Genomic DNA, 24,115 nt, shown 5'->3' on the forward strand with positions numbered 1-24,115 from the left:
GGATGACGGATGCACGACTGCTGGTGCAGGTGTCATCTCAGGTCGGTTCAATGAAGTCACCGGCACCGTGCGCCGTGCATCCGTCACCGGAGGCGAGCTAGGGCGGCGAGGATCGCGCGCTCGACGCGGGGCCAGTCGTAGACGATCAGCGCGTAGTCGAAACGAAGGGTCTCGTAGCCGGCGGCGGCGGCCTCTGCATCGCGAACGAGATCACGATGACGCAGGGACGGGCCGTCGTGGTTGAGTCGGCCGTCCACTTCCAGGACGATACGACCGGCGAGGACGAAATCGACCCGTCCGACGCGCGCGATGAGCACCTGGCATTCCAGCGGGATGCCGAGTCGCGACAGACGCAGCCGAAGCAGGGATTCGATACCGCTTTCGGCGTCCGGCCGAGCGATGTCGACGAGATATCGGAAGCGTGCCGGAAGGCCCTGACGCACGAGAGCCCGGTCGGCGCTCGTCAGCAGACCCATGTGCCACGCCGACTCGAAGGAGACGAAGAACGCTTCGGATCCGAGACAGCGAGCCGACTGGATGAGCGCCTGCACGACGGAGACGACACCGAAGGCAGCCCTGCCGTCCTCCCGGTGCGTGACGCACCGGCATCCGTCGTGTCGGTGCACTCGGGCATCGGGACCCACCCACACGTGCAGGCGTTCCGGGTCCTCCAGTGTCCAGACTCCGTGGTGACGCAGGGCGGATGCGCAGCAGAGTTCGCCCCCGTGCGCCGCGGCGGCACGAACCGTCGGGTCGAGGTAGGACACGGCGTAGACCCCGTTCCTCATCCGATCGACACGTCCCCGCGCGACCGCTCGAGCGAGCTGGGCACCCGTCGCACCGCGGCGGCGCAGTTGTGACGATCGGGCGATGCCCCCGAGGACTCGGAGATGGTGGGCAATGGTCGCGGCGTCCATCCTCCGAGCCTGTTCATCCCAGTATCGGCGCCGTGGAGGTCTCGGCTCGCAGTGGAGATCGCGAGCTCGGCGGGAGTTGGGGAGAGGGCGACGAATGCACGACCGGTGGGGGCGGTGTCGCCTCGCGCTCCCCCGCTCACCACTCGCGCACCGACGCTCGTGCATTCGCATCACCGAGGCCGGGCGCACGGCGGCGAGGCGAGGCGCGGCGGCGCGGCGGGCACCGGACCGGTCTATTGCGTCAGCGGCCGCGGGAGGCGGCGGCCACCACGAGCCGGTCGGGCAGCAGGCGGGACACGGCGACGAGCACCTTGTACCGGAGGGACGGGATGCTGACCGGTCGGCCGTGCGCGGCATCCCTCAACGACGCGCGCACCACCTGCGGGGCGGTCAGCCACATCCAGGGGGCGACACCCTCCTGCCCCGGCGGGAGACCGAGCCGCTCGTGGAAGTTCGTGTGCACGAAGCCGGGGCAGACGGCCGTCACGGTCACGCCCTTCGGCGCGTAGACCGCGTTCGCCCAGCGGCTGAAGCTCACCACCCACGCCTTCGCCGCACCGTACGTCCCCCGCGGGATGAGACCCGCCACGGAGGCGATGTTCAGGATGCGGCCCCGGCCACGCGCGAGCATGCCGGGGAGAGCCGCACGAGTCAGGCGCATCGTGACCTCGACGTGCAACTCGAGATGACGCGCCTCATCCTCGACGTCGCTCGCCGCGAATCCGAGCGACAGCCCGTAACCGGCGCTGTTGACGAGGAGGTCGACGCCCCGCTCGAGGCGCTCCTCGACACGGCGACGCTGGTCGGGATCCAGGAGGTCCGCGACGAGGACCTCAGCGCGCCCGCCGCGTTCCTCGATCTCGGCGGCCAGCGTGGTGAGCGCACGCTCGTCGCGGGCGACGAGGACGACGTCCGCGCCGCGGGCGGACAGCTGACGGGCGTACTCCGCTCCGATCCCGGAGCTCGCCCCGGTCACGAGGGCTGTGCGAGTCATGCGCGCCAGCCTAGGAGAGGGTCAGGGGGCGACGCGACCGTTCGCGTTGAAGGCCGCGTACGTCAGCGGCATCAGGTCGCGCCAGACGTTCTCCATCTTCTCGGCGCACATCTCGATCTCGCGCTGCGGGAATGACGGGAAGTGCGTGCCCTCGCGCGTGGTGCGGAGCGAGAGGAAGTTCATGAGCGACCGCGCGTTCACCGTGACGTACATCGACGACATGATGTTCAGCGGCAGGACGATGCGGGCGACCTCGCGGGCGATGCCGGAGTCCAGCATCCGCTGGTAGCTCTCGAACGCGGCGACGGATGCCTCCCGCGTCTCGCGGGCGACGAGATCGACCTGCTCCTCGGAGCCGGGGAGGAACTGGTACGCGCCGGGCTTGCCGACCTGGACCAGGTTCCGCTCGGGCGCGGGGACGTAGAACACGGGGCGCAGCTCGCGGTAGCGGCCCGACTCCTCGTTGTACGACGCCATCCGGTGCCGCATGAACTCGCGGAACACGAAGATCGGCGCCTGCACGTAGAAGGTCATCGAGTTGTGCTCGAACGGCGAACCGTGCCGGTCGCGCATCAGGTAGTTGATGAGGCCGCGATCACGGCCCGTCGCCTCGGACCCGTCGGCGGCCGCCGCGAGGGTCTGCTCTCCCTGCGTCGAGACGCGCGCCGCGAAGAGCACATCGCTGTCGGATGCGGACGAGCGCACCAACTCGACCGTGACATCGCTGCGGAACTCGATCTCGGGGCTTTCGGGGCGCTCACTCACGGCTCACACACTACCCGCCGGTGCTGTCGTGGATGACGCAGGGCGACGCGCGCCATCACGCGCAGGACTACTGTGGAGCGGTCATGGATCTCCTCCCCGCCATCCTCGTGCTGACCGCGCTCCTCGTGGTCACCGTCGGCATCGGTCTGACCCTGCGGTGGCGGCAGAATCGGCCGCGTCCGTTCGACCCGCGGGAGGTCATCGAACCGACCCGTCTGGGAGCCGAGCGACTCGGCGAGACCGCGACGCTCCTGCAGTTCAGCACCGAGATGTGCAGTCGGTGCCCCGGTGTCCACCGCACGCTGCGCGAGATCGCCGACGACCGCGACGGCGTCCTGCACCTGAACGTCGACCTCACGCACCGCGTCGACATCGCCCAGCACTTCCGCGTCCTGCAGACACCGACGACCCTCATCCTCGACAAGCACGGCCAGGTCCGCTCCCGCTTCGGCGGCGTGCCCGGGCGCCAGGTCGTCGAGATGGAACTCGACCGCGTGACGACGGGAGCCGACCGTGGCTGACGCGCGAGGGATCGATCCCCGGGGTCCGCGCTTCGCGGCATCCATCACGGCGGTGCTTCTGCTGATCGCGACACTGCTGGCCCTGCTCGGCGGCTCGACCGCCCACACGGACGCCGGATTCGGCTCGTTGAGCCCGCTCGGCGGCGGCATGTTCATCGTTCCCGCGCAGGGCTGGGTGCTCCCCTTCACCCCCGTGGACATGCGAGTCCGAGACCTCGGCTTCCTCGCCGTCCTCGTCATCGCACTGCTGTTCCTGTGGGGCGTCGTCTCGCCGCGCACCGCGCCGTGGGGCGTGCTCTACCGCCGGGCGGTCCAGCCGCGCCTCGCTCCCCCGACCGACCTCGAAGACCCGCGCCCGCCGCGCTTCGCGCAAGGGGTCGGACTGTTCGTCACGACCGTCGGCCTCGTCCTGCACGTCCTCGGCGTGCCGCTCGCCCTTCCCATCGCGGCGGCGCTCGCGTTCATGGCCGCGTTCCTGAACGCCGCGTTCGGCCTGTGCCTCGGATGCCGGTTGTGGCTGCTCCTGCAGCGCGTCGGGCTCGTCGGCCGCACCGCCTGAGTCCCCTACGCCACCGCGTCAAGACATATGACCCGCTCATTCGAGCGGCATATGCTCGGCAGCGATCGGTCACGACCACGACAGAGGAGACACCATGAGCGTCACGAGCGAAGCCACCACCAGCTGGAAGGGCACCCTGTTCGAAGGATCGGGCGAGGTCGCCCTGGAGAGCTCCAACCAGGGACCGCTTCCCGTGAACTGGAAGGCGCGCAGTGAGGGCTCGACGTCGGTGACGACGCCCGAGGAACTGATCGCGGCGGCCCACTCGTCGTGCTTCAGCATGGCCCTCTCCAACGCCCTGGCAGAGAACGGCACCCCTCCCGAGAGCGTCGAGACGACGGCATCCGTCACCTTCATCCCCGGGACCGGCATCACCGGCTCGCACCTGAACGTCAGCGCCACCGTTCCCGGCCTGTCGGCAGAGGACTTCGACCGCATCGCGAACGAGGCGAAGACGGGATGCCCCGTCTCGGCAGCTCTCTCGGGCATCGAGATCACGCTCGAGGCGACGCTTGCCTGAGCGTCGCGTCGTCGTGTCGGGTGCGTCCGGCCTGATCGGACGCGCCCTCATCGACTCGCTCACGGCCGACGGCTACACCGTCACGCGGCTCGTGCGACACCCCGCGCAGGGGCGGGACGAAGTGACCTGGGCGCCCGGCGAGAAACCGCTCGAACCCGCCGTGCTGGCGGGCGCAGAGGCGGTCGTCAACTTCAACGGCGCGACCATCGGCCGCTTCCCGTGGACGTCCTCGTACAAGAAGGAGCTGGTCTGGTCGCGCCTGCACCCGACGCAGACGATCGCCCGCGCGCTTCGCGAGCTCGGCGAGGACGCGCCGCTGTTCGTCAGCTCATCGGCGTCGGGCTACTACCCGCCCGACGGCCGTGGGCGCACGTTCGACGAGTCCGGTCCGCGCGGCGACGCATTCCTGTCCGAGCTCTGCGGCGAGTGGGAGGCGGCCGCGGTCGCATCGGGCGCCCGTACGGCGCTCCTGCGCACCGCCCCGGTCGTGCACCGGGAGGGCGTGCTGAAGCCGCTCCTGCTGCTCACGAAGCTCGGACTGTCGGGACCGCTCGGTCGCGGCACCCAGGTGTGGCCCTGGATCTCGCTCGATGACGAGATCCGCGGCATCCGTCATGTCATGGACCGCGGCATCACGGGGCCCGTCAACCTGACCGGGCCCGAGCGCGCCACGGCGAACGACCTCGGGTTCGCGCTCGCTCGTCGCCTGAACCGTCCGTACCTGCTGCGCGCACCGCTGTGGGCGATCCGGCTGGTTCTGGGTAGAGATGCCGTCGACGCGCTCCTCGCCACGGACTCGCACGTCGTGCCCGCGGTCCTCCTCGAGTCCGGGTTCGAGTTCCACCACCCGACCGTCGAAGACGCGGTGGCTGCGGCCATCTGAGGCTGCTCAGCGGTCGATCAGCGGCGGCGCTCAGTCCGCTCGCGCGAGATCGCGGTGCGGATCGCGCCGCGAGCGCGCCGGCGGTCGCCGGCACCGTCGTAGAGCAGCCCGAGGCGGTACCAGGCGCGCCAGTCCCCCGGATCCGCCTCGACGGCGTCACGGTAGGCGGGGAACAGCGCGTCGACCTCGGACTGCACCGGCCTGCCGCTGGGGCGGAGCGCGAGCTCCTCCGCGGGCAGGCCGCCCTCGGCCTCGAGACGTCGACCGAGACGCTCGGCGCCGGCGCCGAAGCTCAGCTCGCGCCACAGCGCCCAGACGGCGACGACGGGAAGCAGCACGAGCGCGACGCCCATCGCGATGCCCACGGCCTCTCCGCTCGTGAACAGCAGGACAGCGCGCTGCGCGACCAGGGCGATGTAGAGGACGAGGACGACGGCGACGATCCCGACGCCGATGCGCGTCCTCATCGGGTGGTCGCCGCCGCGGCCTGATCCGACGCGTCGCCGTCGACGACGGGTGCCGTGCGCCTCGGCTGCGGCAGCCGGATCCCGATGTCGATCATCGAGTCGAGGCCGAGCACGACGCCCGACGCGTCGCGCGCCGCCGCGAGGGCGACGCGGATACCGGGGGCATAGGCCGCGGCCGGGTCGATCGTGTCGTGGACGATGCTGAGCGACTCCCCCGGCCCCGACAGAATCGTCTCCTGTCGGGCGACGACACCAGGCCGTCGCAGGGAGTGCACCGGTACGCTCGCGATCTGCTGGCCGCGAGCGCGCTGGTCGACGTGCGGCGCCTCCACGGGACCGGCCTCGGAGCGGGCAGCCGCGATGAGTTCCGCCGTACGCACGGCGGTACCGCTGGGCGAATCGACCTTGGTCTCGCGGTGCGTCTCGACGATCTCGATCGACGGGAAGAACGGCGCGGATGCCGCAGCCAGAGCGGATCCGACGACGGAGCCGAGCGAGAAGTTCGGGATGAAGACCGCGCCGGTGCCCGCGGCATCCACCAGGGGACGGACGAGGGCGATGCGCTCCGCGGACCAGCCCGACGTCCCGACGAGAACGTTCTTCCCGCGTTCGATCGCGGCACGGACCACGTCGATCGACACCGCAGGGGTCGACGCGTCGACCACGAGGTCAGCGGCGTCGAGTTCCGAGAGATCGCTCGCGGAGCCGAGGACCGCCACGGTGTCGAAGTCCTCCGTCGCGTTGATGACCTCGGCGATGATGCTTCCGAGCTTGCCGGTCCCGCCCACGAGGGCCACGCGCGTCGTCATGCCTCCAGCCTAGGCGGGCAGGAACTCGGCGATCGTGTCCCACGCGAGCTTGACGACCAAGAGCCCGAGCACGACGAGGAAGACCACGCGGACGAAGCCGTTGCCGCCGCGGGTGGCCATCCGGGCTCCGATGAACCCGCCGGTGATGTTGGCGCAGGCCATCACGAGTCCGAGCGCCAGGATGATCTCCCCGTGGACGCCGTAGACGATCAGCGCGGCGAGGTTGGTGGTGAGGTTCGCGATCTTCGCATTGACGCTGGCCTGCAGGAAGCCGAATCCGAGGACCCCGACGAGCAGGATGACGAAGAACGACCCGGTGCCGGGACCGAGGATGCCGTCGTAGAAGCCGACGCCGAGCCCGATGAGGCCCGAGCGCCACATGACCGCGTGCCGTTCGGTGTGGCGCGGCTCGTGATGCAGGCCCATCTTCGGACGAAGGAGCGTGTAGACGCCCACCGCGACGACCGCTACGAGGACGACCGGCGTCAGCACCTCCCGGGGAACGTACCTCGAGAGCGCGGCACCCACGGCGGAGCCGGCGAACGCGCCGAGGACGAGCGGGATGAGGAGGACGAGATGGACCTTCACCCGTCGGAGGTAGACCCAGCTCGCCGACAGCGTGCCGAAGAACGAGCTCAGCTTGTTCGTGCCGAGGATGAAGGGGGTCGCCACGTCCTTCGGGACACCGATGACGAGGGCCGGGAGCTGGATCAGACCCCCACCGCCCACGACGGCATCGACCCAGCCGGCGACGCCCGCCGCGACCACGAGGAACAGCAGTGCGCTCGCGGAGACGGGGAGCCAGTCGGCGAGCAGAGGGCCGGTCAGCACCTCACACCGAGAGGATGTCGGGAAGCCCCGTCCGGAGCTCGACCGGGAGATGCGCGAGGTCGTTGTGAGCCACGAGGGACCACGGTCGCCCCGGACGCTGAGCGAGGACTGTCAGACCGCAGTGCGCCTGGTTGATCGTCAGCCAGCGCCATTCCGGCGCCTGCAGCACCTCTCGGACGAACCAGGCGATCACGAAGTTGTGCGTGATGAGCAATTCGTGCGCATTCGGACGGTGCGCGAGGAACTCCGCGCCGGCATCCGCCATCTGCGCCGCGCCGGCGTCGGCCTCCGCCTCGGTCACTCCCCCGAAGAACGGCTCGTACACGTTCGGAGTGTCGGGGGTCATCCCGCTCGGGACGCAGTCGAACAGCAGGGCGGTCGGTTCGGGATCGACGGCGGGGAGCCGCTCCGAGACGGCGCGCGCCGTCTCGGCGGCCCGCACCAGGGGCGAGTGCCAGACAGCAGTGAGCGGAACGCCGGACAACCGGTCGGCGAGGAGCTCCGCCTGCCGCCGTCCTCGCGGGGAGAGCGGCCCGTCAGCCAGCCCGTGCTCGGCGTCGAGGTGCTCGCCGTGCCGCACCAGGTACAGATAGTGCGTCACGTGGTCGCTCGCTTCGTCGTGGTTCCCAGGGATGTCCCCAGAAGATCCTCCGGGGCGTCTCCCAGCCTAACCGAGGCTCAGTCCGTGGCCCGGGCGATCTCGGCGAGATGTGCGCGGCTGAGGTGGACGCCGACGCCCTGGACGAGCTCCTCGACGTGCGCGACCGCGTAGGCGTTCACGATGGGGGCGACGACGACGCGCTGCGCGAGGAGCCACGCGATCGCGACCGCCGCGGGAGGAACGGCGAGTTCGCCCGCGATGTGATCGAGGGCTCGCAGGGTACGGGCTCCGCGGCGATTCATGCTGGCTGCCAGCTGCCTGCCGCGGACCGACCCGCCCACCCGGTCGCGAGCCCGGTGCACCCCGGAGAGGTAGCCGTGCTCCAGGGCCTGGGAGGGCGTCACGGCGATGCCCTGGGCGCCGGCGACGAGGCGGAGGTCGCCGTCGAACTCGTCGCGTCGCAGGACGTTGTACGGGACGTCCAGCACCGTGAACCGCGGATACCCCGCCGCCGAGAGGATGCGCGCCTCCACCAGCTGCGCGGCGCGGTAGCCGGCGGCACCGATCGCGCGCACCTTGCCGGACTCCACGAGCCACTCCGCCGTGGCAAGGGTGTCTTCGAGGATCGTGGTGCGGTCGGACGTCCCGTCGAGCGCCAGGACGTCGATCCGATCCGTCCCGAGCCGGATGAGGGATGCCTCGACGGCACGCACGAGGTTCACGGACCCGAGCCCCGGATTGTCCGCGCCGCGACCGACCTTGACGGTGAGAACGAGGTCGTCGCGATTGCGCCGCGCGGCCATCCACCGACCGATCGCGTGCTCGCTTCGCCCGGCGGCGTAGGAGTCGGAGGTGTGGACCGCGTTGCCACCGCGCTCGACGTACCGGTCGAGGATCGCGTGCGCCGCGGCGATGTCGACATGCCAGCCGAACTCGGCGCCACCGAGGATGAGCGGGAAGACGGAGAACCCGGTCTCACCGAGGGGGACCCGGATGTTGCGCCCGACGGGCGCGCCGTGGACGGGGAGCGGACCGGACGGGTGGATGCCGGGCACGGCCGTCGGCGACGCGTGACCCGCCGTGTCGAACGCTGCCATACCCGTCTCCTTGCGGAGCGCTCGAGGGTACGCGTGTCCACGCACCCTCTGATGCGCTCACTTCGAGGGTAGAACAGCCCTCGGACGCGACGCGGACGCACGCAGCGCAGCGGGTGACGTTTCCATAACGGTTCGATCACACCGCGCGAGGCGACGTTCCCGCACACGGCGAACGCCCGCCCTCCGAAGAGGACGGGCGTTCGTCAGAGCGTGGCTCAGGCCTCGGCGGGCGCCTCTGCCGGCGCGTCGCCGGCCGTAGCCGACTCCTCGACGACGGGCTCGAGCGAGAGCTTTCCGCGGTCATCGATCTTCGTGATGCGCACGAGGATCTTCTGGCCGACACCGAGCACGTCCTCGACGTTCTCGACGCGCTTGCCGCCGGCGAGCTTGCGGACCTCGCTGACGTGCAGCAGACCGTCCTTGCCGGGGAGGAGCGAGACGAATGCACCGAAGGTCGCGATCTTGACGACCGTGCCCAGGAACTGCTCGCCGACCTCGGGGTTGGTCGGGTTGGCGATCGCGTTGACCTGCGCGCGGGCCGCCTCTGCCGACGGGCCGTCGACGGCGCCGATGTACACGGTGCCGTCGTCCTCGATCGAGATCTGAGCACCGGTCTCGTCCTGGATCGCGTTGATCGTCTTGCCCTTCGGGCCGATCAGCTCGCCGATCTTGTCGACCGGGATCTGGACGCTGATGACGCGGGGCGCGGTGGGCGCCATCTCGTCGGGCGCGTCGATCGCCGAGTTCAGGACGTTCAGGATCGTGAGGCGAGCCTCCTTGGCCTGGGTCAGCGCGGCGGCGAGCACCGACGACGGGATGCCGTCGAGCTTCGTGTCGAGCTGGATGGCCGTGATGAACTCGCTCGTTCCAGCGACCTTGAAGTCCATGTCGCCGAGGGCATCTTCGGCGCCGAGGATGTCGGTCAGCGCGGCGTAGCGCGTCTGACCGTCGACCTCGTCGGAGACGAGACCCATCGCGATGCCGGCGACGGGGGCGCGCAGCGGCACACCCGCGTTCAGCAGGGAGAGGGTCGACGCGCAGACCGAGCCCATCGAGGTCGAGCCGTTCGAGCTCAGCGCCTCGGAGACCTGACGGATCGCGTACGGGAACTCCTCGCGGCTGGGCAGCACCGGCACGAGGGCGCGCTCGGCGAGGAAGCCGTGCCCGATCTCGCGACGCTTCGGGCTGCCGACACGACCGGTCTCACCGGTCGAGTAGGGCGGGAAGTTGTAGTGGTGCATGTAGCGCTTGCTCGTCGTGGGCGACAGCGAGTCGATCTGCTGCTCCATCTTGAGCATGTTCAGCGTGGTGACGCCCATGATCTGAGTCTCGCCGCGCTGGAAGACCGCCGAACCGTGGACGCGCGGGATGACCTGCACCTCGGCGTCGAGCGGACGGATGTCGGCGAGGCCACGACCGTCCATGCGGACACCCTCGGAGAGGATGCGGCCGCGAACGACGATCTTCGTGACCGACTTGTAGGCGGCCGAGAACTCGATCGGCGCCCCCGCGGGGAGCTGCTCGGCCTCGACGGCGGCGATGAGCTCGGCCTTGACGCGGTCCTTGACCTTGTCGTCAGCGGCCTGGCGCTCCTGCTTGTCGGCGATCTGGTAGACGTTCACCAGGTCGTCGTACGCGCGGCCGGCGACGAAGTCGTAGACCTCGGAGCTGTACGGCGCGAACACCGGGTAGACGCCGGGCTCCCGCGACGAGGACGCGGCCATCTGAGCCTGCGCCTCGACGAGCTGCTTGAGGAACGGCTTGGCGGCCTCGAGGCCACCGGCGACGATCTCTTCGCTCGGCTTGACGGCGCCGCCCTTGATGAGGTTCCAGCTGTTCTCGGTGGCCTCGGCCTCGACCATCATGATCGCGACGTCGCCGTCGGGGAGGACACGACCGGCGACCATGAGGTCGAAGACGGCCTCCTCGACCTGAGCCTGGTTCGGGAACGCGACCCACTGGTCCGCGTGCTCGCCGTGACCGGGGATGAGCGCGAGGCGCACACCGGCGATCGGGCCCGAGAACGGCAGGCCGGAGATCTGCGTCGACGCGGAGGCCGCGTTGATCGCGAGCGCGTCGTAGTACTCGCCGGGAGCGATCGAGAGGACCGTGACGACGATCTGGACCTCGTTGCGGAGGCCGTCGACGAACGACGGGCGCAGCGGCCGGTCGATGAGGCGGCAGACGAGGATCGCCTCGGTGGAGGGGCGTCCCTCGCGGCGGAAGAACGAACCGGGGATCTTGCCCGCGGCGTACGAGCGCTCTTCGACGTCGACGGTCAGCGGGAAGAAGTCGAAGCCCTCACGCGGGTGCTTGCCGGCGCTGGTCGCCGACAGCAGCATGGTTTCTTCGTCGAGGTAAGCGGCAACGGCGCCCTGCGCCTGCTGTGCCAGTCGTCCGGTTTCGAACCGGACCGTGCGGGTGCCGAAACGGCCGTTGTCGAGAACGGCTTCGGCGGCGGTGATTTCTGGACCTTCCAAGAGGTCTCTCCTTCTTTGTTTAGACTCGCACGCGCGTTTCGCGCACGAGATCGTGCGAAGGAGCAGGAACAGGCAGATATGGGCGCGCGGAGATATCCGCGAAGTCCGCCTGCGCTGGCCACCAGTCGAAGACCACCATCCGCCAGAACGGGATGGGAATCCACCACAGGGGACCAGCTTCCTGCCGGGCCTGCTCCATGAGCTCACTGTGAAGTTGAGCGGATGCCGCGAACAGAACCGCGGGCAACCCGAGCCAGCCTATCAGCGCACCCCCTTCGGTGCGTATCGTGGCGGGATGAGCGACGACGAGAAGACCGCGGACGCGGCATCCGATGACATGAAGCGGAAGTTCCGCGAGGCGCTCGAGAAGAAGAACTCGCAGAGCCGGAAGGGCGAGGCGCACCTCGACGGAGACTCCTCCGTCCACGGTACGCACGGCGCCGTCACCAAGCGCGAGTTCCGACGCAAGAGCGGCTGATCACGACATGACGAAGGCCCGGATGCCGAGCGGCTTCCGGGCCTTCGTCGTGAGCGTCGCGTGTCAGCTGCCGAGTTCGGCGCGTCGCGCGCGGGCCCGTTCCTCCTTGGCCTCCGCCTCGGCGAGCGCGGCGTCGTGCAGCCCCGAGGTGTCGACCGCACCGGTGTCATCCGAGACGCCGTGGGCCGTCAGGGTCGCCTCGTCGAACGGACGCCGCCCGGCGAGGACCGCCGCGACCTGCTCGCGGTCGATCTGCTTCGTCCACGTGCCGATGAGGAGGGTGGCGACGGCGTTGCCGGTGAAGTTCGTCAGCGCGCGTCCTTCGGACATGAACCGGTCGATGCCGACGATGACACCGACGCCGTCGACCAGGTCGGGGCGGTAGGCCTGCAGCCCGCCCGCGAGGGTCGCGAGTCCCGCTCCCGTCACACCCGCGGCGCCCTTGGAGGCGATGATCATGAAGACGAGGAGGCCGATCTGCTCGGGGATCGACATCGGGGCGCCGAGACCGGTGGCGATGAACAGCGAGGCCATCGTCAGGTAGATCGCCGTGCCGTCGAGGTTGAACGAGTACCCGGTGGGCACCGTGATGCCGACGACCGGCTTCGAGACGCCGAGGTGCTCCATCTTCGCGATCAGGCGCGGCAGGGCAGACTCGCTCGAGGACGTACCGACGATGAGGAGGTACTCGCGGCCGAGGTACTTCATGACCTGGAAGATGTTGACCCGCGCGACGGCGTAGAGGATCGTGCCGAGCACGCCGACGATGAACACGATGCACGTGATGTAGAACGCGATCATCAGGATGCCGAGGCTCACGATCGCCGCGAACCCGGTCTTGCCGACGACGGCGGCGATGGCTCCGAAGGCGCCGACCGGAGCGAGCCAGAGGATCATGCCGAGGATGCGGAAGACGAGCGCCTGGAGGTTCTTGACCGCGTCCATGATGGGCTCGGCCTTCGCGCCCATCTTCTGGAGGGCGAACCCGACCAGCAGTGCGATGAAGAGGACCTGCAGCACGCTCTCGCCGGTGAAGGCCGAGAAGAACGTCGTCGGGATGATGCCGAGGATGAACTCGGTCGTGGTCTTCGCCTCACTCGCATCGCCCGCGTCGTACTGGGCGTTCTGCATGTTCAAGCCCTCACCCGGGTGGATGATGTTGCCCACCACGAGACCGATCGCGAGCGCGAAGGTCGACATGGCCATGAAGTACAGCAGGGCGAGACCGCCGATGCGGCCGACGGTCGCCGCCTTCGCGATGGATCCGACGCCCACGACGATCGTGCAGAAGATGATCGGCGCGATCATCATCTTGATCAGGTTGACGAACGCCTTGCCGACCGGCTCGAGGGACTCGCCGAAAGCCGGCCAGACCAGGCCGACGACGCAGCCGAGGACCACGGCGATGATCACCGAGACGTAGAGCCACGTGTGCTTGTCCCACGCCTGCTTGCCACGGCGCGGGTTGTATCCGGGAAGCCGGAACGAGGATGTGAGGGCCATGATCTCTCCTGGGTGACAGTCGTTGTCGGAGTCGACGGCCATGTCGACGAGGATCAGCGTGCCGGGTGTGCACGCGACCGGGCAGTTGTGGTCGTATTGGTCGCAGACCGGCGAGAGGAGGCGATGTGGCCCGTTCCGTCGCCGCGAGCGCGGCATCCCGCGTGTTCCTGGCCGTCGCGGCGGCAGTCGTCGTCCTGTCTCTGGCGATCGCGGGCATCCTCCTCTGGGAGGGGCAGCGTGCCGCCCGGGCCGAGGCGGAGCGCGTCACCCGTGCCGTCGCCGAGACGATCGCCGACAGCACCGGGGTCGCCGATGCCCTCGCGCGCGGAGACCGCGCCGCCGCGACGCGCCTCCTGCAGCCCGAGATCCAGGCGGTCACGGCGGATGCCGACGTCGATTTCGTCACGATCATGGACCCGGCCGGCATCCGCATCACCCACCCGGACCCGGCGCGCATCGGTGAGGCCTACATCGGGACGATCCCGCCCGGGACGGCATCGCTCACGGAGGAGTTCACCGGCACCCTCGGGCCGTCGGTCCGCACGATCGTGCCCGTCCTGTCCGGGGGCGCGGTCGTCGGACGGGTATCGGTCGGCGTCACGATCGGCTCGATCACCGAAGCCCTCGGCCCGCGCATCCTCGTCGCCGTCGCCATCGCCGTCCTCCTGGCGGCGGCGGGGCTCGCGGGCGCGGTCTACGCCCGCCGGGTGACACGGCGGGTCGCGGGGGACCTGCCCGCCGGGGCCGTCCGCGACGCCGTCTCGTCCTACGAATCGATGCGGACCCTCGGCGACGCCCTCAGGGCGCAGACCCACGAGCACGGCAATCGCCTCCACACCGCCATCGCGCTCCTCGAACTCGGCCGCACGACCGAGGCCATCGACATCCTCTCGGAGGACGCGCGGCAGAGTCAGCTCCTCGTCGACCAGGTGGCCGCACGCCGTGAGGGCGATCCGACCGTCGGAGCGCTCCTGCTCGGCAAGGCGTCCCAGGCGGCCGAGCGCGGCGTGGAATGGCGCGCCCGCATCGACGCCGATGCTCCGCGCTCGGTCCTGTCCCCCGTCGACGCGGTGTCCGTCGTCGGGAACCTCATCGACAACGCTCTGGATGCCGCGGCATCAGGTCCTCCGCCGCGCTGGGTCGACGTCCAGATGACACGGACCACCGAGGACGAACTCGCTCTGGAGGTCGCCGACAGTGGAACCGGGATCCCCGCGGACGTCGCGGACCGCATCTTCGAGCACGGGTTCTCGACGAAGCCCGCAGGCAAGGCCGGAAGAGGCGTCGGGCTCGCCCTCGTCCGCGCGATCGTCGACGAGGCCGAGGGCACGATCTCCCTGCATTCCGACCCGACGACCTTCCGCGTGATCCTCCCCCGGGGTGACGCATGATCGGCGTCATGATCGTCGACGACGACGCTCTGACCCTCGAACTGCACCGCGGCTACGTCGAGCGGCTCGACGGCTTCGAGGTCGTCGCGGAGTGCACGGGCGCGCGCGCCGCCGTCTCCGCGCTCCTGGGCAGCCCCGGGGCGGGCGAGATCGATCTGGTCCTCCTCGACATGACGATGCCCGACGGCTCCGGACTCGACGTCCTCCGCCACCTGCGGGCGCGCACCGGCACCGTCGACGTGATCGCCATCACCTCGGTTCGGGATTCCGAGGTCGTCCGTCAGGTGATCGCCCTCGGCGCCGCGCAGTACCTCGTGAAACCGTTCACCTTCAGCGACTTCCGCGACCGGATGATGCAGTACCTGCGGTTCCGCGAGCGACTTTCGCTCGCGGCGGGGACAGCGACCCAGGCCGAGATCGATGCGATGGTGGGCGCCCTCCGCACCTCACCGACCCCCACCCTTCCGAAGGGGCTGTCCGCAGAGACGCTGGACAGGGTGAGCGCGCTCCTGCGGTCCGGACCCGCATCCGCGAGAGAGGCCGCCGACAGCCTCGGGATGTCGCGGGTCGCCGCGCGACGCTACCTCGAACACCTCGCCGAGGCGGGGCGCGCCGAGCGTGCGCAGCGCTACGGGACTCCCGGCCGCCCTGAGGCGGAGTACCGCTGGGTGCGCTGACCGCCTGCTACCGGCGGACGTCCGCACGACCCGCGGGCCGTCCGACGAGGACGTAGTCGGGCAGCTTCGCGGATCGTCCGTCCCCTGCCGTGCGGCCGCGCAGGCGGCGCCACACCCACGGGAGCGCGTCGCGGCGCAGCCACGTGCCGGGAGACGGCGGATCCTCGTCGACGTGGAAGGCCTCGTCGAGGTCCGCGAGGGCGTCGGCATGCGGCACACCGAGCGCCTCTGCCGCGCGATACGCGACGTAGCGATGACCACGGGACCGCAGGTGGACCTTGTCGTCGGCCCACAGGTCGGTCTTCGCGAGATCCGACTCCGCCGCGAGGTCGAGGAGGATCGCGCCCGTCCGGGTGGCGACATCCCGCAGCCGGGCGTTGTAGATCGCGAAGCGCCGCGTGAAGACGCGGGCCGCCGCGCGGTCGGGGAGGAAGATCGTGGCCAGCAGGACATCAGCCCCCGTGCTCTGGAGCCGCGTCACGGCATCCTCCACCGTCGCCGCGAGCGACAGCGGATCGCACAGGGGCCGCACGAGGTCGTTGGCGCCGATCAGGACCGACACGAGGTCCGGGCGCATCTCGAGGCAGCGCGGGAGCTGCTCGTCCACGAGGTGGGAGACCCGACGGCTGCGGACGGCGAGGTTCGCGTAGCGGAACGGCCGGGTCCCCCCGCCGCTCAACGCGAGCAGGTGCGCCAATCGGTCCGCCCAGCCGCGGAACGCGCCGGCCGGCATTCGGGAGGTGTCGCACAGCCCCTCGGTGATGGAGTCGCCGAGGGCGACGTACCGCGACCATCGACGCGCGGGCGCGGAGGTGACCACCGTGTCGGGCCGAGGCCACGCGACGACGCGGCGCCCGGCATCCCGTCGGTGAAGGACGGCCGCCCGGTCGTAGTGCTCCAGCAGTCGCTCGGCGAGCGCGTCCCAGGTGCGGCCCGCGACGGCGGTCCTCGCGGCATGGGCGAACGCACGGCGCTTCGCATCGTCGCCGGCGAGGTCGGCGACGCGCGCGCGAAGGTCGTCGGCGTCGCCGGGTCGGTACAGCCACCCGTCCACACTGCTGCGAACGAGATCGACCGGCCCGCCGACACCGGTCGCGACGACAGGGATGCCGCTGGCCTGCGCCTCCTGGATGGTCTGCCCGAACGTCTCGCTCTCACCGGGGTGGACGAAGACGTCGAAGGACGCGAGCGCCGTCGCCAGCGCATCCCCCTCGAGGTGCCCCAGGAAGACCGCGTCCGGGAGGAGCTGTTCGAGCGCCGGCCGGGCAGGACCGTCACCGACGATGACGAGGCGGATGCCGGGGGTCCCCCGCAGGGCGACGAGATCCTCGACCTGCTTCTCGGGCGCGAGCCGGCCGACGTATCCGACGATCACCTCTCCAGGGGCGATGCGGGCGCGCCACGCGTCGTCGCGCCGCTCCGGAGAGAAGCGCTGCCCGTCGACACCTCGTCCCCACAGCCCGACGCGATCGACGCCGAGCGCCGCGAGTTGGGCCCGCGCCGCCGCGGACGGGGCGAGCGTGAGAGTGGCCCGACGATGGAGTCTTCGCACCTGCGCCTCTGCGAGGGCGGCGGCTTGGGGCACGCCGTATCGTCCCGCGTAGGCGATGACGTCGGTCTGATAGACGGCGACGCTCGGCAGACGCTGCGACTCGGCGGCGATGACGCCCTGCCACCCGAGGAGGAAAGGCGACGCGAGGTGGACGACGTCGGCGCCGAAGCGCGCCAGGTCCCGCGCGATCGAGGCAGACGGCGGAACGGCGAGGCGGACGGCGGGGTACTTCGGGAGGGGGACGGACGCGACGGTGCGCCCCGGCATCCCGAGGTCGTGGTTCCGTACCCCGGGAGCGACGACGAACACGTCGTGCCCGCGACACTGGAGGTGCTCCCGGATCTGGAGGACGGATCCGGTGACCCCGTTCATGTGCGGGAGGAATGACTCGGTGACGACCGCGACTCTCACACGACCAGGGTGCCCGTGTACGCGCATCCGACGACGGCTCAGACACTCCGATCGCGGACTGTTCATGCACCTCTCCCCTGCGGGTCACCGGCGCGTTCCGCGACGGTTCCCCGTTCGCGCGGCGTTCATGTGCCGCTGGTACGCAGAGGGTGTGATCGGCGACCTCCTGACGAGCCTGGCCTCGAGCCCGTGGGCGCTCCCCGCACTGTTCGCCCTCGTCTTCGCCGACGCTGTCCTCGTCGTCGTTCCCGGGGAGGTGGCGGTGACCGCCACGGGGGCACTGGCCGCCGCCACGGGAACGCCCCCGCTCGCGGCTGTCGTCGCCGTCGCAGCCGTGGCCGCGTTCTGCGGCGACGCCCTCTGCTACGGCGTGGGCAGGGTTGCGGGGGTGGATCGGTGGCGGTGGATGCGGCATCCCCGCGTGCGTGCGACGTTCGCGTGGGCCGGCACCCGTCTCGCGCGGGGCACGGCGACGGTCGTCTTCACGGCCCGGTTCATCCCGTTCGCACGGCTCGCGGTCAACCTCACGGCCGGGGCCACCCGGGTCCCGCCCGGTCGCTACTTCGCGGCGGTCGCCGTCGCGGCGACCGCGTGGGCCGTCTACCAAGCCGTCATAGGCGCCGCGATCGGCACCCTCCTGCCGGGGAATCCGGCGGTGGCGGTGATCGCCTCCGTCGTCGTCGCGATCACCCTCGGGCTCGTGATCGACATGGCGGCGGCCCGACTGGCGGGCCGCCGCATGCGGTGATCGACTATTCGCCCGTCAGCCCGCCCAGCAGGTGGCCGAACGAGCCGCCCTTGCCGAGGTAGGACTCGGGGTCGAAGGGGTCGAGCGTTTCCTCCGCCGGGCGCCGAGTGACGGCATCCGCGAGTTCCCGGGCGCCGCGGTCGATCCGCGCCGACAGGGGCGACACGTCGTCCGCACGGGCGCCCCAGTCCGACGATGCGGCGAACACGCCTGTCGAAACGGCCTCGGCGTGCAGGTAGGCGAACAGCGGTCGGATCGCGTAGTCGATGGCGAGCGAGTGCCGCGCGGTGCCTGCATTCGCCCCGATCAGCACGGGCTTGCCCTGGAGCGCATCGGGGTCGAGCACGTCGATGAACGACTTGAACAGCCCCGAATAGCTCGTCGAGAAGATCGGGGTCACGACGATCAGCGCATCCGCCGAGACCACCGTGTTGATCATGGTCTCGAGGGCGGGCGGAGCGAAGCCCGTCAGCAGGTTGTTCGTGATGTCGTGCGCGTACTCGCGGAGCTCGAAGGTGTCGACGGATGCCTCCACCCCCCGCTCGCGCAGGTCCGCCAGAACGGCGGCCGCGAGCTTGTCGGCCAGCATGCGCGTCGACGAGGGGTTGGACAGCCCCGCCGAGACGACGGCGATGCGCCGGGCGGTCATCGTGCACCGCCCAGACCGAACGCGGCACCCACGGGCGTCGGGGTGTCCTGGTACGGGCTCGGACCCGACAGGTTGTCGCCGCGGTTCGCGCGGGGACGCGCCTCGCGGGCCGGCCCGTCTCCGTAGGTCGCGGCCACCCGCGCCGCGTGCGTGGGCGCGTCCGGGACGGATGCCGGGCGATTCTCTGCGAGCTCCTTGCGGAGGACGGGGACGACCTCACCACCGAGGAAGTCGAGCTGCTCGAGCACCATCTTCAGCGGGAGCCCCGCGTGGTCGACCAGGAACAGCTGCCGCTGGAAGTCGCCGAACAGATCGCGCATACCGGCGTAGCGGTCGATGACCTGCTGCGGCGAGCCGACGGTGAGCGGCGTCATCTCGGAGAAGTCCTCCATCGACGGACCGTGGCCGTAGACGGGGGCGTTGTCGAAGTACGGGCGGAACTGGGCGACGGCATCCTGTGAGTTCTTCGCCATGAACGCCTGACCGCCGATGCCGACGATCGCCGTCTCGGGGGTTCCGTGACCGTAGTGCTCCCAGCGCTGGCGGTACAGGCCGATGAGGCGCTGGTAGTGCTCGGCGGGCCAGAAGATGTTGTTGGCGAAGAAGCCGTCACCGTAATAGGCCGCCTGCTCGGCGATCTCGGGCGTGCGGATCGAGCCGTGCCAGACGAACGGGGCCACCCCGTCGAGCGGACGCGGTGTGGAGGTGAAGCCCTGCAGCGGCGTGCGGAACTTGCCCTCGAAGTCGACGACGTCCTCGCGCCACAGCTTGTGCAGCAGAGCGTAGTTCTCGATCGCGAGCGGCACGCCCTGACGGATGTCCTTGCCGAACCAGGGGTAGACCGGGCCGGTGTTGCCGCGGCCCAGCATGAGGTCCATGCGGCCGCCCGAAAGGTGCTGCAGCATCGCGTAGTCCTCGGCGATCTTCACCGGGTCGTTCGTGGTGATGAGCGTCGTGGAGGTCGAGAGGATCAGGCGCTCGGTCTGCGCGGCGATGTACGCCAGCGTCGTCGTCGGCGAGGACGACCAGAACGGCGGATTGTGGTGCTCGCCGATCGCGAACACGTCGAGGCCGACTTCTTCGGCGTGCTTGGCGATCTCGACGGTCGCCGAGATGCGCTCACGCTCGCTGGGCGTGCGACCCGTGGTCGGGTCCTGCGTGATGTCGGTGACGGTGAAGATGCCGAACTGCACCCCGGGCCAGCTGGCGGTGCTGTTGGTGTCGCTCACGATGTCTCTCTCGATTCCCGGACGGTTCGCGTCCGATTCATGCAAGTGAATATACCGGAGTCAACGTCTCAGCGTCCACGTTATTCCCGCAGGTACGCTGACCCGGATGAGCACCCCCGGCCGCACCCGCCGCGTGCCCATCTGGGACAACGCCCGGGCCGCCTGCATCCTCCTGGTCGTCCTCGGTCACGCGATTCAACGTCTGACCTACGATTCCGACATCGCGCAGAGCCTCTACTACCTGATCTACGCGTTCCACATGCCGGCCTTCGCGCTGATCTCCGGGTACTTCTCGAGGTCCGACCCGCCGAACCGGCGTCGGATGGTCCGCATCCTCACCGACATCGTCCTCCCCTACGTCGTCTTCGACGGGCTCTGGACTCTGACGAAGCTCCTCGTCGAGGGACGCACCAACCCCAACCTCACGCAGCCGTCGTGGACCCTCTGGTTCCTGCTCGCCCTCGCGATCTTCCGGCTCGTACTCCCCTACCTCGCGCTCCTCCGGATGCCGCTGCTCTGGACCCTCATCGCCTCGATCTCGGTGGGGTACCTCCCGAACGTCGACTCCACGCTGTCCTTGTCGCGGACGCTCGGCCTGCTGCCCTTCTTCACCCTCGGCTGGTGGCTGCACCAGCACCGGTGCCTGGAGCGGCACGGCATCCTGGAACGGCGCCGCACGTCGCTCCGGATCGCCGCCGGGATCGCCCTCATCGCGGCGGGCGTCTGCGCATGGCTCTTCGTCGACGAACTGAAGGCCATGCACCTCGGGCGATGGCTGTTCTACGAAGAGGACTACGCGGACCTCGGCGGGACGCAATGGTGGGCAGGCGGCATCCGCCTGCTCCTCCTGGCCGTCGCGCTCGTGCTGAGCGTGGCCTTCTTCCTCCTCGTGCCCCGCCGGGAGTACCGCTGGACGGCCATCGGCCGCTACACGATGTACGTGTACCTCCTGCACTCGTTCGCGCTGTACCCGTTTCGCGAGTCCGGGATCCTCCGCGGACTCGACCCGACGTGGCTGTGGCTCCCCCTCGTCGCCGTCCTGTCGGCCGCGATCACCGTGCTGCTCGCCTCGAAACCGATTCGCCGTGTCTTCCGTCCACTCATCGAACCGCGCCCGCGATGGCTCTTCGCCGATCCCGACCTGGTCGGTCCCGGCGACACACGTACCGACCCGACCGGGTCGAAGCGCCCTCAGGCCCCGACGACGGCGGGGTCGTAAGCCAGCCCGAAGGCCGCGGCGACACCCTCGTTGGTCACGCGACCGGCGCGGACGTTGAGCCCCTTCGCGAGCGCGGGATCGGCCGCGGCCGCAGCATCCCATCCGCGGTCGGCGAGCGCCGTGACGTAGGGGAGGGTCGCGTTCGTCAGCGCGCGCGTCGACGTCGCGGGAACCGCCCCGGGCATGTTCGCGACGCAGTAGTACACCGCGTCGTGGACCGCGAACGTCGGGTCGTCGTGGGTCGTGGGCTTGGATCCTTCGAAGCACCCGCCTTGGTCGATCGCGATGTCCACCAGGACCGCGCCCGCCTTCATCCCCGCGACCATGTCGAGCGTCACGAGCTTGGGCGCCGCCGCTCCCGGGATGAGCACCGATCCGATGACGAGATCGGCGGATGCCACCTGCTCGGCGACCTCGAAGCGGGTGGAGGCGCGGGTGTGGAGGCCCGCGTAGCGCTTCTCCAGTTCGCGCAGACGCGGCAGCGACACGTCCAGGACGGTGACGTCGGCTCCCATGCCGAGCGCATTGGCCGCCGCGTGCTCGCCGGCGACGCCGCCGCCGATGACGACGACCTTCGCCTTCGGCGTCCCGGCCACGCCGCCGAGGAGCGTGCCACGGCCGCCGGCCGCGCTCATGAGGGTGTGCGCACCGACCGTGATCGAGATTCGGCCCGCGACCTCGCTCATCGGCGACAGGAGCGGCAGTGCGCGATCGGCGGTCTGCACGGTCTCGTACGCGACGGCGGTGGTCCCCGCGGCGACGAGGGCGTCGGTCAGCGGCCGATCCGCCGCCAGGTGGAGGTACGCGAACAGGGTGAGGTCGTCGCGCAGGTGGGGGTACTCCGCGGCGATCGGCTCCTTCACCTTCATGACCAGTTCCGCCTGCCCCCATGTCGACTCCGCGTCGGGAGTGATGACGGCTCCGGCCGCGGCGAAAGCCTCATCCGCGATGCGCGACCCGGCGCCCGCGCCGGACTGCACGAGCACGTCGTGACCGCGCGCGACGAGCGCATCGACACCTGCGGGGGTGATGGCCACGCGATTCTCGTTGTTCTTGATTTCCGTAGGGATGCCGATACGCATGGCGTCACGCTCCTCGTCAGCGAGTGATGTGCGAAACATCCTGCAGAACATCCGTTACGACCGGGTGACAGTCGAAGATCCTTCGGCGAAAATGATTCAGCACCCCCGAAATGAGGATGAATCCCCGTGAGCACGTCTGATCCGACGAAGAATCATCGGCCTCCCGCCGACCTGGACGATGTGGACCTCGCCATCGTCGACGAGCTCGCGGCCGACGCCCGGCTCACGAACGCCGAGGTCGCCGCGCGAGTCGGAGTCGCGGCATCCACCGCCCATGCGCGCACCCGCGCGCTCGTGGAGCGCGGCGTGATCACCGGCTTCCACGCGAGCGTGGACCAGCGGGTCGCGGGCGCGGGCCTGCAGGCGATGGTGCACGTGACGCTGCGCCCGGGCTCCCGTCACGAGAGCATCACCGAGTTCGCACACGAGGTGCGCGGTCTCCCCCAGGTGATCCAGATGTTCTTCCTCGGCGGGTCCGACGACTTCCTCATCCACATCGCCGTCGCCGATTCCAGCGATGTGCGCGCCTTCGTCGTCGAGCACCTCTCAGCGCAGCGCAGCGTCGCGAACACGCGCACGAGCATCATCTTCGACTACCACCGCAACCGGGTCGCGGCTCCGTTCCACTGAGTCGGTAACCGCTTGAAACAATGCGCCGACCCCCTGAAACCTCTGCTTATCCTCGGACCATGTCTGTCCAGAGTCTCCCCGTCCTCGACCTGTCCCGCCTCGATGAGGGGCCGGATGCTGCGGAAGAATTCCGAGCCGATCTGCGCCGCGCGACCCACGAGGTCGGCTTCTTCTATCTGACCGGCACCGGGGTCTCGCCCGAGCTGGAGGATCGCCTCCACCGCGCCGCGCGCACCTTCTTCGAACTCCCCGACGAGGCGAAGCTCGAGATCGAGAACATCAAGAGCCCGCACTTCCGCGGGTACACGAGGATCGGTGGCGAACGCACCCAGGGGCTCGTGGATTGGCGGGAGCAGATCGACATCGGCCCCGAGCGACCCGCGATCGACGATCCCGACGCTCCCCCCTATGCCGCCCTCGTCGGACCCAACCTGTGGCCGAGCGCCCAGCCCGAGCTCCGCGAGATCGCCGACGAGTGGACGACGATCCTGTCCACCGTCGGTCGCAAGCTGCTTCGCGCGTGGGCAGAAGCCCTCGGCGCGCCGGCGACGTACTTCGACGATCACTTCGGCGAGGCGCAGACCCTGCTGAAGATCGTCCGTTACCCCGGGTCGAGCGCCCCCGAGCCTCAGCAGGGCGTCGGAGCGCACAAGGATGCCGGCGTCCTGACGCTGCTGTGGGTCGAGCCCGGCAAGGGCGGCCTGCAGGTCGAGAAGGACGGCGAGTGGCTCGACGCCCCCGCTGTGCCCGGGTCATTCGTCGTCAACATCGGGGAACTCCTCGAACACGCGACCGGTGGCTACCTGACGGCGACCAACCATCGTGTCGTCTCGCCGCGCGCACCCGAGGACCGCATCTCCGTGCCGTTCTTCTTCAACCCCTCGCTCGACGCGGAGCTCCCCGCGATCGACCTGCCCGCCGAGCTCGCGGCGCAGGCGCGCGGGATCTCCCAGGACCCTCGCAACCCGATCCACGGGCGCCATGGCGACAACGCGCTGAAGTCACGGCTGCGGGCGCACCCGGACGTCGCCGAGATCTGGCACCCCCACCTCGTCAGCGCGCGCGTCTGACCGGCAGAGACCGTCCGGGAACGATGAAGGCC

At 70.0% G+C, this 24,115-nt stretch carries 25 protein-coding genes; 11 read left to right on the forward strand and 14 right to left on the reverse strand.

Annotation, left to right across the window (positions count from 1 at the left end; all coding sequences use genetic code 11):
* Positions 1-83 precede the first annotated feature (83 nt).
* From BBA86_RS08565 to thyX, 3 genes are all read right to left on the reverse strand, one after another.
* The gene (locus BBA86_RS08565) at positions 84-917 is read right to left on the reverse strand and encodes a type IV toxin-antitoxin system AbiEi family antitoxin domain-containing protein (protein WP_065571181.1); all 834 of its coding nucleotides are present in this window, start codon (positions 915-917) and stop codon (positions 84-86) included.
* Positions 918-1,158: 241 nt separating this feature from the next.
* Positions 1,159-1,911 carry an SDR family NAD(P)-dependent oxidoreductase gene (locus BBA86_RS08570; protein ID WP_065571182.1) on the reverse strand — a complete coding sequence of 251 codons (753 nt, stop codon included), beginning with the start codon at positions 1,909-1,911 and terminating at the stop codon, positions 1,159-1,161.
* A 21-nt stretch (positions 1,912-1,932) separates the two neighbouring features.
* A complete protein-coding gene (thyX, locus tag BBA86_RS08575) occupies positions 1,933-2,676 on the reverse strand; it encodes an FAD-dependent thymidylate synthase (protein ID WP_065571183.1) in 744 nt (247 codons plus the stop codon).
* 83 nt (positions 2,677-2,759) lie between these two features.
* Here thyX and BBA86_RS08580 point away from each other — a divergent pair, with 83 nt between their 5' ends.
* From BBA86_RS08580 to BBA86_RS08595, 4 genes are all read left to right on the forward strand, one after another.
* Positions 2,760-3,197 (forward strand): TlpA family protein disulfide reductase, encoded by a 438-nt coding sequence (locus BBA86_RS08580; protein ID WP_065571184.1) that lies wholly within the window; start codon positions 2,760-2,762, stop codon positions 3,195-3,197.
* The gene (locus tag BBA86_RS08585) at positions 3,190-3,756 is read left to right on the forward strand and encodes a DUF4395 domain-containing protein (protein ID WP_065571185.1); all 567 of its coding nucleotides are present in this window, start codon (positions 3,190-3,192) and stop codon (positions 3,754-3,756) included. Before BBA86_RS08580 ends, BBA86_RS08585 begins: the two co-directional genes overlap by 8 nt.
* Before the next feature lie 94 nt (positions 3,757-3,850).
* Positions 3,851-4,276: an OsmC family peroxiredoxin gene (locus BBA86_RS08590; protein WP_018187194.1), complete on the forward strand. Its 426-nt coding sequence runs from the start codon at positions 3,851-3,853 to the stop codon at positions 4,274-4,276.
* A complete protein-coding gene (locus BBA86_RS08595) occupies positions 4,269-5,159 on the forward strand; it encodes a TIGR01777 family oxidoreductase (RefSeq protein WP_065571186.1) in 891 nt (296 codons plus the stop codon). Before BBA86_RS08590 ends, BBA86_RS08595 begins: the two co-directional genes overlap by 8 nt.
* Before the next feature lie 17 nt (positions 5,160-5,176).
* Here BBA86_RS08595 and BBA86_RS08600 read toward each other — a convergent pair whose 3' ends face one another.
* The 6 genes from BBA86_RS08600 to BBA86_RS08625 all read right to left on the reverse strand — a co-directional run bounded on the left by BBA86_RS08600 (position 5,177) and on the right by BBA86_RS08625 (position 11,444).
* Positions 5,177-5,626: a tetratricopeptide repeat protein gene (locus tag BBA86_RS08600; RefSeq protein ID WP_065571187.1), complete on the reverse strand. Its 450-nt coding sequence runs from the start codon at positions 5,624-5,626 to the stop codon at positions 5,177-5,179.
* Positions 5,623-6,435, reverse strand: coding sequence for a 4-hydroxy-tetrahydrodipicolinate reductase (gene dapB, locus BBA86_RS08605; RefSeq protein ID WP_065571188.1), 813 nt, complete (start codon positions 6,433-6,435; stop codon positions 5,623-5,625). The genes BBA86_RS08600 and dapB overlap by 4 nt, the downstream gene beginning before the upstream one ends.
* 9 nt (positions 6,436-6,444) lie before the next feature.
* A complete protein-coding gene (locus tag BBA86_RS08610) occupies positions 6,445-7,266 on the reverse strand; it encodes a sulfite exporter TauE/SafE family protein (protein WP_065571189.1) in 822 nt (273 codons plus the stop codon).
* 1 nt (position 7,267) lies between these two features.
* Positions 7,268-7,867, reverse strand: coding sequence for a histidine phosphatase family protein (locus BBA86_RS08615; RefSeq protein WP_065571190.1), 600 nt, complete (start codon positions 7,865-7,867; stop codon positions 7,268-7,270).
* 77 nt (positions 7,868-7,944) lie between these two features.
* Positions 7,945-8,964, reverse strand: a complete 1,020-nt coding sequence (locus BBA86_RS08620) for an aldo/keto reductase (RefSeq protein ID WP_065571191.1) — start codon at positions 8,962-8,964, stop codon at positions 7,945-7,947.
* Positions 8,965-9,179: 215 nt separating this feature from the next.
* Positions 9,180-11,444: a polyribonucleotide nucleotidyltransferase gene (locus BBA86_RS08625; RefSeq protein WP_065571192.1), complete on the reverse strand. Its 2,265-nt coding sequence runs from the start codon at positions 11,442-11,444 to the stop codon at positions 9,180-9,182.
* 295 nt (positions 11,445-11,739) lie between these two features.
* Here BBA86_RS08625 and BBA86_RS08630 point away from each other — a divergent pair, with 295 nt between their 5' ends.
* Positions 11,740-11,922, forward strand: coding sequence for a DUF5302 domain-containing protein (locus tag BBA86_RS08630; RefSeq protein ID WP_065571193.1), 183 nt, complete (start codon positions 11,740-11,742; stop codon positions 11,920-11,922).
* Positions 11,923-11,985: 63 nt separating this feature from the next.
* Here the strand turns inward: BBA86_RS08630 and BBA86_RS08635 are convergent, their stop codons facing one another.
* On the reverse strand, positions 11,986-13,425 hold the full coding sequence (locus BBA86_RS08635) for a cation:dicarboxylate symporter family transporter (RefSeq protein WP_065572233.1): 1,440 nt from the start codon (positions 13,423-13,425) through the stop codon (positions 11,986-11,988).
* A 125-nt stretch (positions 13,426-13,550) separates the two neighbouring features.
* On the opposite strand from BBA86_RS08635, the gene BBA86_RS08640 reads away from it, so the two are divergent.
* The gene (locus BBA86_RS08640) at positions 13,551-14,816 is read left to right on the forward strand and encodes an ATP-binding protein (RefSeq protein WP_065571194.1); all 1,266 of its coding nucleotides are present in this window, start codon (positions 13,551-13,553) and stop codon (positions 14,814-14,816) included.
* A complete protein-coding gene (locus BBA86_RS08645; RefSeq protein WP_065571195.1) occupies positions 14,813-15,493 on the forward strand; it encodes a response regulator in 681 nt (226 codons plus the stop codon). Before BBA86_RS08640 ends, BBA86_RS08645 begins: the two co-directional genes overlap by 4 nt.
* Positions 15,494-15,500: 7 nt before the next feature.
* On the opposite strand, the gene BBA86_RS08650 is transcribed toward BBA86_RS08645, so the two are convergent.
* Positions 15,501-17,417 (reverse strand): GDSL-type esterase/lipase family protein, encoded by a 1,917-nt coding sequence (locus BBA86_RS08650; protein WP_223247055.1) that lies wholly within the window; start codon positions 17,415-17,417, stop codon positions 15,501-15,503.
* Positions 17,418-17,607: 190 nt separating this feature from the next.
* Here BBA86_RS08650 and BBA86_RS08655 point away from each other — a divergent pair, with 190 nt between their 5' ends.
* Positions 17,608-18,204 carry a DedA family protein gene (locus BBA86_RS08655; protein ID WP_065572234.1) on the forward strand — a complete coding sequence of 199 codons (597 nt, stop codon included), beginning with the start codon at positions 17,608-17,610 and terminating at the stop codon, positions 18,202-18,204.
* Positions 18,205-18,208: 4 nt separating this feature from the next.
* Here BBA86_RS08655 and BBA86_RS08660 read toward each other — a convergent pair whose 3' ends face one another.
* Together BBA86_RS08660 and BBA86_RS08665 are read right to left on the reverse strand one after the other, a co-directional pair.
* Positions 18,209-18,853 carry an FMN reductase gene (locus tag BBA86_RS08660; RefSeq protein WP_065571197.1) on the reverse strand — a complete coding sequence of 215 codons (645 nt, stop codon included), beginning with the start codon at positions 18,851-18,853 and terminating at the stop codon, positions 18,209-18,211.
* Entirely contained in the window at positions 18,850-20,046 is a 1,197-nt protein-coding gene (locus tag BBA86_RS08665) for an LLM class flavin-dependent oxidoreductase (protein ID WP_141677900.1), read from the reverse strand. Before BBA86_RS08665 ends, BBA86_RS08660 begins: the two co-directional genes overlap by 4 nt.
* 142 nt (positions 20,047-20,188) lie before the next feature.
* Between BBA86_RS08665 and BBA86_RS08670 the strand changes: the two genes are divergently transcribed.
* Positions 20,189-21,301: an acyltransferase family protein gene (locus BBA86_RS08670; protein WP_065571199.1), complete on the forward strand. Its 1,113-nt coding sequence runs from the start codon at positions 20,189-20,191 to the stop codon at positions 21,299-21,301.
* Here BBA86_RS08670 and ald read toward each other — a convergent pair.
* On the reverse strand, positions 21,274-22,383 hold the full coding sequence (gene ald / locus BBA86_RS08675; RefSeq protein ID WP_065571200.1) for an alanine dehydrogenase: 1,110 nt from the start codon (positions 22,381-22,383) through the stop codon (positions 21,274-21,276). The two genes, BBA86_RS08670 and ald, sit on opposite strands and share 28 nt — an antisense overlap.
* Before the next feature lie 126 nt (positions 22,384-22,509).
* Between ald and BBA86_RS08680 the strand changes: the two genes are divergently transcribed.
* Entirely contained in the window at positions 22,510-23,013 is a 504-nt protein-coding gene (locus BBA86_RS08680) for an Lrp/AsnC family transcriptional regulator (protein WP_018187176.1), read from the forward strand.
* 59 nt (positions 23,014-23,072) lie between these two features.
* Positions 23,073-24,083, forward strand: coding sequence for an isopenicillin N synthase family dioxygenase (locus BBA86_RS08685; RefSeq protein ID WP_065571201.1), 1,011 nt, complete (start codon positions 23,073-23,075; stop codon positions 24,081-24,083).
* Positions 24,084-24,115: the final 32 nt, after the last annotated feature.

Origin of the sequence: Microbacterium oleivorans, assembly GCF_001691565.1 — a bacterium.
Lineage (GTDB): Bacteria > Actinomycetota > Actinomycetes > Actinomycetales > Microbacteriaceae > Microbacterium > Microbacterium oleivorans_B.

Coding starts and splice junctions, on each gene's coding strand:
- BBA86_RS08580 (WP_065571184.1), top strand. CDS start 2,760: ATGGATCTCCTCCCCGCCATCCTCGTGCTGACCGCGCTCCTCGTGGTC.
- BBA86_RS08670 (WP_065571199.1), top strand. CDS start 20,189: ATGAGCACCCCCGGCCGCACCCGCCGCGTGCCCATCTGGGACAACGCC.
- BBA86_RS08565 (WP_065571181.1), bottom strand. CDS start 917: ATGGACGCCGCGACCATTGCCCACCATCTCCGAGTCCTCGGGGGCATC.
- BBA86_RS08630 (WP_065571193.1), top strand. CDS start 11,740: ATGAGCGACGACGAGAAGACCGCGGACGCGGCATCCGATGACATGAAG.
- BBA86_RS08650 (WP_223247055.1), bottom strand. CDS start 17,417: ATGAACGGGGTCACCGGATCCGTCCTCCAGATCCGGGAGCACCTCCAG.
- BBA86_RS08645 (WP_065571195.1), top strand. CDS start 14,813: ATGATCGGCGTCATGATCGTCGACGACGACGCTCTGACCCTCGAACTG.
- dapB (WP_065571188.1), bottom strand. CDS start 6,435: ATGACGACGCGCGTGGCCCTCGTGGGCGGGACCGGCAAGCTCGGAAGC.
- BBA86_RS08570 (WP_065571182.1), bottom strand. CDS start 1,911: ATGACTCGCACAGCCCTCGTGACCGGGGCGAGCTCCGGGATCGGAGCG.
- BBA86_RS08600 (WP_065571187.1), bottom strand. CDS start 5,626: ATGAGGACGCGCATCGGCGTCGGGATCGTCGCCGTCGTCCTCGTCCTC.
- BBA86_RS08635 (WP_065572233.1), bottom strand. CDS start 13,425: ATGGCCCTCACATCCTCGTTCCGGCTTCCCGGATACAACCCGCGCCGT.
- ald (WP_065571200.1), bottom strand. CDS start 22,383: ATGCGTATCGGCATCCCTACGGAAATCAAGAACAACGAGAATCGCGTG.
- BBA86_RS08590 (WP_018187194.1), top strand. CDS start 3,851: ATGAGCGTCACGAGCGAAGCCACCACCAGCTGGAAGGGCACCCTGTTC.
- BBA86_RS08660 (WP_065571197.1), bottom strand. CDS start 18,853: ATGACCGCCCGGCGCATCGCCGTCGTCTCGGCGGGGCTGTCCAACCCC.
- BBA86_RS08685 (WP_065571201.1), top strand. CDS start 23,073: ATGTCTGTCCAGAGTCTCCCCGTCCTCGACCTGTCCCGCCTCGATGAG.
- BBA86_RS08620 (WP_065571191.1), bottom strand. CDS start 8,964: ATGGCAGCGTTCGACACGGCGGGTCACGCGTCGCCGACGGCCGTGCCC.